At 71.3% G+C, this 10,804-nt stretch carries 9 protein-coding genes and 2 pseudogenes; all 11 read right to left on the reverse strand.

Annotated features, from left to right (window positions below):
* Positions 1-19: 19 nt before the first annotated feature.
* The 11 genes and pseudogenes from IB242_RS13385 to IB242_RS13435 all read right to left on the reverse strand — a co-directional run bounded on the left by IB242_RS13385 (position 20) and on the right by IB242_RS13435 (position 10,741).
* Entirely contained in the window at positions 20-286 is a 267-nt protein-coding gene (locus tag IB242_RS13385; protein ID WP_343237151.1) for a hypothetical protein, read from the reverse strand.
* 431 nt (positions 287-717) lie between these two features.
* The gene (gene dusA, locus IB242_RS13390; RefSeq protein ID WP_192280096.1) at positions 718-1,719 is read right to left on the reverse strand and encodes a tRNA dihydrouridine(20/20a) synthase DusA; all 1,002 of its coding nucleotides are present in this window, start codon (positions 1,717-1,719) and stop codon (positions 718-720) included.
* Between the two features lie 46 nt (positions 1,720-1,765).
* Positions 1,766-2,332 (reverse strand): hypothetical protein, encoded by a 567-nt coding sequence (locus tag IB242_RS13395; protein WP_192280098.1) that lies wholly within the window; start codon positions 2,330-2,332, stop codon positions 1,766-1,768.
* A 175-nt stretch (positions 2,333-2,507) separates the two neighbouring features.
* A pseudogene (locus IB242_RS13400) lies at positions 2,508-3,140 on the reverse strand (HAD family hydrolase); the annotation flags it as partial.
* Positions 3,141-3,288: 148 nt separating this feature from the next.
* Positions 3,289-3,672: an EF-hand domain-containing protein gene (locus tag IB242_RS13405; protein WP_192280102.1), complete on the reverse strand. Its 384-nt coding sequence runs from the start codon at positions 3,670-3,672 to the stop codon at positions 3,289-3,291.
* 174 nt (positions 3,673-3,846) lie between these two features.
* On the reverse strand, positions 3,847-4,272 hold the full coding sequence (locus IB242_RS13410; RefSeq protein WP_192280105.1) for a hypothetical protein: 426 nt from the start codon (positions 4,270-4,272) through the stop codon (positions 3,847-3,849).
* A gap of 123 nt (positions 4,273-4,395) precedes the next feature.
* Complete coding sequence (locus IB242_RS13415; protein WP_192280108.1) at positions 4,396-4,581, reverse strand: CPXCG motif-containing cysteine-rich protein; 186 nt, start codon at positions 4,579-4,581, stop codon at positions 4,396-4,398.
* A gap of 31 nt (positions 4,582-4,612) precedes the next feature.
* Positions 4,613-5,353: pseudogene (locus tag IB242_RS13420) on the reverse strand (M15 family metallopeptidase).
* Between the two features lie 14 nt (positions 5,354-5,367).
* Complete coding sequence (locus IB242_RS13425; RefSeq protein WP_192280111.1) at positions 5,368-6,192, reverse strand: N-acetylmuramoyl-L-alanine amidase; 825 nt, start codon at positions 6,190-6,192, stop codon at positions 5,368-5,370.
* A 41-nt stretch (positions 6,193-6,233) separates the two neighbouring features.
* Positions 6,234-7,850 (reverse strand): serine hydrolase, encoded by a 1,617-nt coding sequence (locus IB242_RS13430; RefSeq protein ID WP_343237145.1) that lies wholly within the window; start codon positions 7,848-7,850, stop codon positions 6,234-6,236.
* A gap of 11 nt (positions 7,851-7,861) precedes the next feature.
* Complete coding sequence (locus IB242_RS13435; protein WP_192280117.1) at positions 7,862-10,741, reverse strand: TonB-dependent receptor; 2,880 nt, start codon at positions 10,739-10,741, stop codon at positions 7,862-7,864.
* Between the last annotated feature and the right edge of the window lie 63 nt (positions 10,742-10,804).

The raw sequence follows: 10,804 nt of genomic DNA on the forward strand, positions 1-10,804 counted from the left end.
AGGATGACCGTCCGATGGTCTACCGTTCGTCGTTATCGGCGCGTCGCGGCGCGCGCGAGCGACGCTCGCCGGGCCCGCCGGGGTCATCCATATAGCGGACCCGGCCGCGATCGTCCATGTACTTGATCCGGGTGATCACGCCGCCCTCGTAGGGCACGCGTTCGGCACCGAGGATCTGTCCACCGGTACGCCGCTGCACGCTCCGCACCGCCTCGGACAGCGAACGCATCTCCTGGCGGTTCGGTTCGCGCGACGGCGGCATCTCCGCCTGCGCCCGGTCGGGCATCGCACCGTCGAGCCGCGACGGCGCCATGTGCGGGCGCTGGCCCACCGCTCGCGCCATGCCGTCGGCCGGCGGGCGGGCGGACTGCGCCACGACATCCCCTGCCAGTGCGGCGGAGGCGATCAGGGCGATGGCGGACAGTAACCGGCGAAACATCCTTGGATCCTAACGGAAATGGGCGCTGCGAGGCTGGGACCGACCACGTCCCGCGGTCGCGAGGCTGGACCCGCATGTTCGTTAGAAAGCCGTGAATCCGATCTGAACTTATCCACATGGCGCGGCCGGCGCGTTCAGCTTGCTGCGCCGTTTGTCGACCCTGCATGCGGACGCTTCTGGACCGGCTGACGCCACGCGCATGACCGGCTCCCGCGCAGGCGTGAGCAGTTCGCTTCATCCGAGCGGAGGGCGACGCTCCGGGCGGGGGCGGCGTTGCGTCAGGCGGCGCTGCGGCGGTCGCCGCCGGTCATCGCCAGGGCCTGTTCGATCAGGTCCCAGCCGGCGCCCGGCCGGTGCGCCTGCTCGCTCAGCACCTGCCGGAACGCGCGCCCGCCGGGCTGGCCATGGAACAGGCCCAGCAGGTGGCGGGTGATGTGCTTGAGCGCGACGCCGTCATCGAGCTGCGCCTGGACGTAGGGGCGCAGTGCGCGCAGCAGCTCGGCGCGCTCGCGCACCGGGCCGCCGTAGAGGGCCGCGTCCAGCCGGTGCAGCTCATAGGGATCGTGGTAGGCGGCGCGCCCCAGCATCACCCCGTCGACCTGCGGCAGGTGCGCAAGCGCCGCCTCGACGGTGGCGATGCCGCCGTTGAGCACCACCGGCAGCGCCGGCCGTTCGCGCTTGAGCCGGTACGCCCAGTCGTAGCGCAGCGGCGGGATCTCCCGGTTCTCCTTCGGCGACAACCCCTGCAGCCAGGCATTGCGGGCGTGCACCACGACCATCGCGCTGCCGGCCGCGACGACCTGGTCGACGAAGGCCGCGAACTTGTCGTAGTCGTTGTCCTCGTCCACGCCGAGCCGGCACTTGACCGTGATCGGGAGCGACGCCGCGCCGGCCATCGCCGCCACGCACTCGGCCACCAGCGCCGGCTCTCGCATCAGGCAGGCGCCGAAGCGCCCGGCCTGGACCCGGTCGGACGGGCAGCCACAGTTGAGGTTGACCTCGGCATAGCCCCAGTCCTGGGCGATGCGCGCGGCCTCGGCCAGCAGGGCCGGATCGCTGCCGCCGAGCTGCAGCGCCAGTGGCTGTTCGGACGCCGAGAAGCCGAGCAGGCGCTCGCGATCGCCCAGCCGGACCGCGTTGGCGTGCACCATTTCGGTGTACAGCCGCGCATTGGGCGCCAGGATGCGGTGGAACACCCGGCAATGCCGGTCGGTCCAGTCCATCATCGGCGCGACGGACAGGCGCAGGGAATCGCGGTAGCGGGAAGCGGCGGACATCATCGGCGCATTGTAGCCGGCGCGTCCCGGCCCGCCCCGCCGGCCGCGTTCAGCGCGTGGTGGCGGCCTCGTCGCGCTGCCTGGCCTGCTCGCGCTCGCGCTCGCGCAGGGCGCGGCGCAGCGCGGCATCGGCGTCGAGCGGGCGCGCCCAGCGCCGGTAACTGTCGGCCAGGGCCAGGCGGATGCTGCGATAGGCCGCGCCGCCCGGTGCCGCCTCGAAGCCTTCGGCGACCGCCGACCAGTCCGCGTCGGGACCGGCGACCGCCCGCTGCCGGACCACCGCCCGACACGTCGCCTGTACGGCGCGGCCGAGAACGCAGGCGAACCACACGTCGCCGGGATGCCAGCCGGGCTGCTGCGCCAGCGCCTGCGTGTAGGCACGCGGTACGCCGGCATAGCGCTCCAGTTCGTCGGCGAACGCGTCCGGATAGCGCGCCGCATAGCGGTCGATGTCCAGCAGCTGTCGGTCCAGCCAGCCATCGCCGGTGGCCGGCGCGCGCGGCCCGGCTGCGGCAGCCGACGGCGTCGGCGTGGCCTGCGCGAGCGCATCGGCGATGCCCCCGCCGAGGATCAGCAGGACGGGAACCAGCACGTGGCGCAGCCAGGACGCTTGCATGCCGGCATTGTGCCGCAGACGCCGCCCGCGCTGCAGCGATGGACGGCGCCGTGGCCCGGCGTGCTGCCTGTAGGCGACGCGCTCAGGCCACCGCGGCCTGCTGCGCGATCCGGCTGACCGCGGCAGGCAGCGCGTCGGCCTGCTCGACCGTCAGCACGCGCGGATGGGCATCGTCCAGGCCGTGCTCGGCCTCGTGCGCCCAGGTCACCTCGTACGGCATGTGGATGCCCCAGCCGCCCAGCCGCACCACCGGCTCGATGTCCGAGCGCAGCGAGTTGCCGACCATCACGAACTGCGAGGCCTCCAGCCCGAACTCGGCCAGCACCCGGGCGTAGGTCGGCGGGTCCTTCTCGGAGACGATCTCGATCCGCGGGAACAGGTCGGACAGGCCGGAGCTGGCGATCTTGGCTTCCTGGTGGAACAGGTCGCCCTTGGTGATCAGCACCACCGGCACCTCGGCCGCGATCGCGGCGACCGCCTCGCGGATGCCGGGGATCAACTCCACCGGATGCTGCAGCGTGGTGCGCCCGATCTCGATCACCTGCTGGATGTCGCCGGCGCTGATGCGCGCATCGGTGAGTTCGATCGCCGCCTCGATCATCGACAGGGTCATGCCCTTCACGCCGTAGCCGAAGATCTTCAGGTTGCGGCGTTCCACCGCGAGCAGGTGGCCGAGCACGCGCGGGTCGTTCAGATCGATGTAGTGGCCGAGGATCGCCTCGAAGTCGGCCTCGGCCTTGCGGTAGTAGTCCTCGCTGCGCCAGAGCGTGTCGTCGCCGTCGAAGCCCACCAGTCCGATCTGCTGCATTGCCAGGTCCTGCGATGTGCGGGGAGGCGCAGCATACCGGCTCGTTCCTCCCCGCGCCGGCCCGGTTCCCGCAAGACGACGGGGCGGACCCGAAGGCCCGCCCCGTGCGTGTGCTGCAGCCGCGGAATGCGGCGCGATCGATGCCCGATCAGTTCTGGGTCGCGGCGTCCTGCTGGGCCTGGATGAAGCCACGGTACTCGTCCGGGGTCAGCTGGCCGTCGCCGTTGGTGTCGGCCTCGTCGAAGACGCTGGACAGGCCGGTGTGGCGCTGCGCTTCTTCCTTGCTGATGTTGCCGTCGCCGTCGACATCGAGGTCGGCCCAGCCCATGGCCTGGCCACTGCCCTGCGACTGCTGCGCCTGCTGCTGGGCGGCGCCGGTGGCCTGCTGTGCCTGCTGCATCTGCTGGGCCTGCTGTTCGGCCTGCGCCTCGGTGGCGGTGGTCGGCTGGGTCTGGGCGAACGCCAGCGGCGCGGCGGCGAGCATGCCCAGGATCATCAGCGGAGCGGCGGTCAGTCGGGTGGTGGTCTTCATGGCGTGTCTCCTGGTGGTTTTGAGCGTGACGGTGCGTGGCACCGCGTCACGGCCCGCACCTTGCGACCGCTGGAATGAACCGCTCTTGCAGCGCGGCGGGGCCGGCAACATCTGCTTAACCACCGCCGCGGGAAGTCGCGCTAGGACGCCGGTTAGCCGCTGGTGAGGGCCGGGTTAGCCGCCGGTTGAATCGGGATCTGCGGCTTCTTTCCCGGGTGCCGGACGCCCCTCTTCGGCGTCCGCAGCCGCGAAACGCCCGCTGAACACCCACCAGCCCAGCACCACGCCGCACAGGGCTCCGATGACCTCGAACATGACCCGCGTGCCCAGATTGTCCGCATCATGGATGCCGGCCAGGGCCAGCCGCGCGTACAACGGCGACTCGAGCCGGGCGATGCCCAGGTAGAACAGGTTCCAGGCATCGATGCCGGCGCCGATGACCACCGCGATGGCGCCACTCCAGCCGATCGCATGCCCGATCGTCAGCGCCGCGCGCCGGCAGACCCAGACCCAGCCGGCGTACACGAGCACGCCGATCACGAAGGCGATCAGGCCGGCTTCCAGTGCGCCGAGCAGGCCGTAATGCAGGGGCAGGTTCATCGCGTTCCGGGAGGTGGAGGAAGCGCGCAGTCTACCTGTCGCGCCATCGCGGCCTGCCCGCGCCGGTCCGGCGCGGATGCGGGCCGCCGCCGATACGCGCGCCTGCGCGGCAGCCGTCCCGGCTCAGGCCTCGTCTTCGCGCCGCGCCGACACCTGCGCTTGGCCGTCGATGTCGACCTGGAGCATGACCACGATCGGCCGGCAGCAGACCTGGCAGTCCTCGATGTAATGCTGGTCGCCGGCGGAGGTGTCGAGCACGAGGCCGATGGGCTCGCCGCAGTACGGGCAGTGGATGTCGGCGAACGGCATGCGGCGTCCTAGATGAAGGCGGCTGCGCGCGTCAGCGCACGGGCACATCGTAGGCGGTCTGCGGATCGGGCTCCGGCCGCAGGCTGAAGTGCCACCACTCCAGCGGATAGTTGACGAACCCCTACGCGGCCATCGCCTGCACCAGACGCTGGCGGTTGCCGCGCACCTCGGGCGTCAGCCCGGGCGCATCGGTATGCGCGGCGGGGCCGAACAGGTCGAAACCGGTGCCCATGTCCAGAGGCGTGCAGCGGCCATCGGCGCAGCGCACCAGGGTGAGGTCGACCGTGGCGGCACGGCTGTGGCCGGACCTGTCGGCGATGTAGTCCGGGACCAGCGCGCCCTTGTCGACCTGCGGATAGAAGCGCGCCTTGCTCGCCGGGTCGTCCGGCGCCGCGGCCCAGGCCACGAAACTGCGCACCGCGCGCACCGGCCGGTAGCAGTCGAAGATCTCCAGCCCCAGCCCGTCGGCACGCAGCGCCTGCTGGACGCGCGCCAGCGCCTCGGCCGCCGGACGCAGCAGGTAGCAGCGGTTGGCTTCGTAGCCGGGCACCGGCGCACCGGTGAAGTTGTCGTCGCCGACGTAGCGCATGCGCACGTGCAGATCCGGTGCCAGCGTCGCCACATCGACCAGCCCGGCCTCGGCGGCATCGCGGGCCGGCGAGACGACCGGCGCCGCCACACCGCCCGCCGACAGCAGTACCGCGACCAGCAGCGAGGCAAGCGCGACCACGCGCCGGCGACGACGCGACCTCATGGCGGTACGCGCCCGCATCGCGCCCGCCCCGGTCAAGGCAGGTCGCCTTCGGCTGCCGCGGGCCGCAGCACAGCCGGCTCGGGGTACAGGGTCAGCGCGTGTAGGATGCGCAGATCCTCGGCATCGAAGGTGGTCAGCTCATCGCCGCGGTAGCGGCTGCGAAACGCACGCACCGCGGCGCTGCGGTCGGCGATGGGATAGCCGAGCACGCGCATCGCCAGCCACGGATCGAAGCCCGCGGGCGCGGGCGGCGCATCGGCGGCCGGCCACAGGCCGAAGCCGGCCTCGGCCAGCGTCTTCCAGGGAAACAGCGGGCCGGGATCGCGCTTGCGGGTCGGCGCCAGGTCCTCGTGGCCGATGATCGCGCTGCGCGGGATCCGCCAGCGCGTGCACAGGTCCTCCAGCAGCGCGATCAGCGTCTGCACCTGCGCCGGTGGAAACGGCGAGTGCCCGTCGTTGTCGATCTCGATGCCGATCGATGCCGAGTTCACGTCGCCGATGGTGCCCCACGAGCCGGCGCCGGCGTGCCACGCGCGGCGCTCGTCGCTGACCAGCTGGTACAGGTCGCCGTCGCGGCCGACCAGGTAGTGCGCGCTGACCCGCCCGCCGGCATTGCGGGTGCGCAGCGTGTCCAGGCTGCGCTGGACCGAGTCCTGGTCGGTGAAATGCAGCACCACCAGCACCGGCCGGCGCGCATCGTGGTTGTCCGACGGCACCCACTGCGCGATCGGATTGCGCTGCGGCGCATGGCTGCAGGCGGCCAGCAGCAGCGCGGCGGCCGCGAGCAGTGCCAGGCGAAGGCTCCGCCAGGAGATCGGGCGTGCGGGCGCGGGCGGGATCGGGGACTGGGCGTGCATCGGGAACTCCTGCAGCGGCATCGGATGGCGGAAGGGGCGGCTCAGCGTCCGCAGCCGGCGACGCGCTCCAGCGCCAGGTCGCCGTAGTCGTAACTGGAGTCGGCGTCGGGGTCGACGTGCGACATCGCCAATCGCGCCGATCCACGGCCGGGACGGCTGAAGTCCAGCCAGGGCTCGGCGTCGACGCTGCGGTCGTCCCATTCGACCAGATAGCGCCCGCCGACCTGCATCACCCGGCCGGACATGCGCGGCGACTTGTGCGCGCGGAAGCCGATGGCGTCGCCGCGCGCGCACAGCGAGACATCGCCGAACCACGGATCGCGCCATGTGCCGGTCCAGGCGAAATCGCGTGCGGAGACCGGCAGCCGCGCCGAGGTGTCCGGCGCCGTGGCGCGCGCGGTCGCGCCGCCCGCTGCGGCCTGCGCCCGCGCACGCGCCGCCGCGTCCGCACTGGCGTCGACATCCAGTGCCAGCGCGTCGCGGGTGAAGGCACGGGTCAGCACCTGGCCGAGCACGCTGCGCGCCTCGCCGCCCTGCCCGTTGATCAGGATCACGAAGCCGCTGCGGCGGTCCGGCAGCAGCACCAGCGAGGCGTACATGCCCATCAGGGTGCCGGTGTGCGCGACCATCCATTCGCCGTCCACGTCCGAGATGCGCCAGCCGTAGCCGTAGCCGTACATGCGGGTGCGGTCCTCCTCGCGCATCCGGCGCGAGATCGGCATCGGCTGGTGCAGCGTCCACAGCGCGCGGCGCTGGGTCTCGGACAGCCAGTCCGGCGCGGCCGACGGATCGAGCCAGGCGCGCATCCAGGCCAGCATGTCGTCCAGCCCGCAGCGGATGCCGCCGGCGGCCATCGAGGCGGTATCCGGAATCTGCGGCCCGTCCTCGCGCACCACCACGTTGCGGCCGTCCTGCGGCATGTGCGGCTGGGCGACGTTGCCCACCGCGTCGCGCGACCACGCGCCGGCCTGGCAGCGCTGCATGCCCAGCGGCGCGAACACCTCCTCGTGCACCAGCTGCGCGTACGGCTTGCCGGCGACCCGCGCCGCGACCTCGCCGGCCACCACGTAGAGCAGGTTGTCGTAGGAGTAATGCGAACGGAAACTGTGGGTCGGCCGCAGGTGGGCGAGCGCGGCGATGATGTCGTCGCGGTCGAACGCGTTCGGCTCCGGCCACAGCATCAGATCGCCGGCACCGATGCCGAGCCCGCTGTTGTGGATCAGCAGGTCGCGCACCTGCATGTGCTCGGTCACCCAGGCATCGTGCATGCGGAACTGCGGCAGATGCCGGCGGACCGGGTCGTCCCAGGCCAGCAGCCCGGCATCGACCTGGCGTGCCAGCACCGCGGTGGTCATCGCCTTGCTGAGCGAGGCGATCTTGAACAGGCTGCCGGCATCGACCGGCTCGCCGCTGTCCGCGCGGAGCTCGCCGTGCGTGCCGCGGTAGACCACCTCGCCATCGACGATCACGCCGACCGCGATGCCCGGCAGCGAAAAGCGCTCCATGGTCCGCAGCACGGCCGCGTCCACCGCCTCCGGCGACGGCAACGGCGGTGCCGCGGCCTGCGCTGCGGCACCGCTCCACGCCAGGGCCAGGCCCGCTGCCAGCAGGCGGAGGCGGCCCGCACGGGGGCCGCTCCGCTGCAACCACGCGAACACGCCGTTCCGCATCAGAACGTGTATTCGGCCTGCAGGGTGAACGCACGGCCGCGCGGATCGCCCACACGCGCATCCCAGCCGGCGCCGTCGCCGTGGTCCAGGTAGCGCAGGGTGAACGGCGGATCGGTGTTCAGCACGTTGCGCACGCCGAAGGTGAGCTTGAGGCTGTCGATGCCGGTCCACGCCACGCTGTAGTTGTAGGTGGTGTAGTCGTCCACCTCCGGCTCCCAGCGCTCCGGCATGTAGCTGCCGTTGCGGATGCCCGGCGGCACGTAGTCGGTGTAGCCGTCGCGGTAGATCTGGGTCAGCGAGTGGATCCAGTCGCCCTTGCTCCAGGTGAAGCCCAGCGTGTGCTTCCACTTCAGCGGCAGGTTGAAGTACGGCTCGTACAGGCCCACCGTGCTGTCGCCGTACGGCTGCGAGGCCAGGCTCTTGCTCTTGAAGGTGTCCAGGTAGTTGCCGTTGAGGTGCAGGCGCCAGTTGCCGCCGGCCAGTTCGCCGACCAGGTTGGCGTCCAGCTCGACGCCGCGGGTCAGGGTGCCGCCGGTGTTGACGAAGCGCTGGTCGATCTGGACGACCTCGCCGCTGGCGTCGCGGATCCAGTTGGCCGTGAACAGGTCGTACTCGGCGATCAGCGTGTCCAGGGTCACGCCGCGGATCGTGTTGATGCGCTCGATCTCCCACCAGTCCACGCTGAGGTTGAAATTGGCGGTCGGCGCGAGCACGAAGCCGATGCTCTTCTGCTTGGACTCCTCCGGCGCCAGGTTGGGGTTGCCGCCGCTGAGCACCGTCATGCCGGTGATCTCCTCGCAACCGGCCACGGCCGGGTTGGGAATGGCGCCCGGGCAGGTGGCCGGATCGGCGAGGCCGCGTGCGGTGTACACGCTCTCGGTGGTGCCGCGGAACAGCTGGGCGAAGCTGGGCACCTTGAAGCCGGTGCTGTACGCGCCGCGGAACGCCAGCCACTCGACCGGCTGGTACTTGAACGAGTACTTCGGGTTGGTGGTGCCACCGAAGCCGTCGTAGCGGTCGTGGCGGCCGGCCAGGGTCAGTTCCAGCGAGTCGAACAGCGGCAGGTAGGCCTCGACGAAGACCGCCTTCACGTCGCGGTGGACCGGAGCCAGGTAGTTCACCGCATCGCCCGGCGCGCCGAAGATCCAGGCGTTGCCGCCAGCCGCGGCGGCCGGCCCGTTGAACTCGTACTCCTCGCGACGCAGGTCCGCGCCCACCGCGGCCTGCACCTCGCCGCCGGGCAGGTTGAAGCCCAGGCCGCCGGAGAAGCTGGCATCGAGGATGGTGCTGGTGGTCTCGCCACGGTAGAGCTGCACGCCCGCGGCCGAGGCGGCACGCAGGGCGGACATCGCCGCCTCGCTCTGCTCCTGGCCGGGCATCAGGAACGGGTTGAGCAGGCCCGACGCCAGCGCCGCCTTCAGCTGCGGGGTGTAGTAGTAGCCGGTGCCGAGCACGGACTCGGAGCGGCTGACCGCGCGCGACAGGCCGGCGCTGTAGTCCCAGCTGCCCAGCGAACCTTCGAAGCCGAGCACCAGGCGCGCGGACTTGGTGCTGGTCTCGATCTGGCGCGGGCCGCAGGCGTAGCAGCGCCAGCGGTAGTTGATCGGATTGCCGTAGACCAGGTTGGCGGTGCCGAAGTAGTCGGCCAGCGCGTTGTAGACCATGTCGTAGGTCTCGCGCGTCAGGTCGTTGAGCGGATAGGCGTCCAGCGCGGTCGCCGCCGCGGTCGGCGTGGTCGGGATCGACGAGGAGATCTGCTGTGCTTCGAAGTGGCGCGTCGCCTTGACGTCCGAGCCCATCAACTCGACGTAGGCCTGGTGGTTGTCGGACAGCATGAAGGTCGCGCGGCCGAGGAACTGCACCGACTCCACCGGCTGCTGGATGGTGCGTGCGCGGCCGTAGTCCCAGGCGCAGGCGTAACGGTTGACCGTCTGCGCCCAGATCCGCTCGTCGTACGGCCCCATCATGTCGCCGCCGGCTTCGCAGCCCGCACCGCCCGGCAGGTCGAGGATGTTGGGGCGCGAGATCAGCGCGCCGTCGCGCGGATCGACCAGATTGCCGCTGATCAGGCCGCCGGCCAGGTTGGTCACGGTCGCGAACGGCGTGCCGCTGGTATCGGGCGACAGGCCGCGGTCGGCCTGGAAGCTGTTGGAGAAATCGCGGTCGCTGCCGCGCAGGATCTCGTTGCGCTTGTAGCTGACCGCGCCCCAGACGTTCCAGCGGTCGCTGTCGAGGTCGCCGGCGCCGCCGATGATGTTGGCGGTGTAGATGTTGCCGCCGCCCTCCTCGGTCACGTCGACGCCGCCGGTGATCGCCGCGCCGCGGTAGTCGTTGCGGGTGATGAAGTTGATGACGCCGCCGATCGCATCGGTGCCGTACACCGCCGAGGCGCCGTCGCGCAGGACCTCGACCCGCTCGATCGCCGCGAACGGGATCGAGTTCAGGTCAACGACCTGGCCGGCCAGGCCATGGGTGGCCACGCGGCGCCCATTGAGCAGCACCAGGGTCGCGTCGGCGCCCTGACCACGCAGGTTGGCGCCGGACACGCCGTTGTTGCCGCGCGTGCCGGGCGGCGCGATGCCGCTGTTGGCGGCCAGGCTGTCGGAGCTGTTGCTGGCGATGTTGAGGAACTGCAGCAGCTGTTCGGCCGAGGTGATGCCCTGCTGTTCGATCTCCTGCTTCTGCATCACGGTGACGGGCAGCGCGGCCTCGATGTCGGTGCGCTTGATGCGCGAACCGGTCACGGTGACGCGGTCCAGTTCCTGCGGTGCCTGGGTGGACGGCGTGTCCTGCGCGGCGGCGATGGTGGGCACACACAGCGACGCCAGCAGCGCCACGGCGAGACGATGGCGCTTCGGATGCGGGGTTCGAACGGACATGGGTCTCTCTCTCCTGGACCGATGGTTGGGACACGCTGTAACTGGATGAAGCGACCGTGCAGC

The organism is Xanthomonas sp. XNM01, from assembly GCF_014851915.1.
In the GTDB taxonomy this organism is placed as follows: Bacteria; Pseudomonadota; Gammaproteobacteria; order Xanthomonadales; family Xanthomonadaceae; genus Pseudoxanthomonas.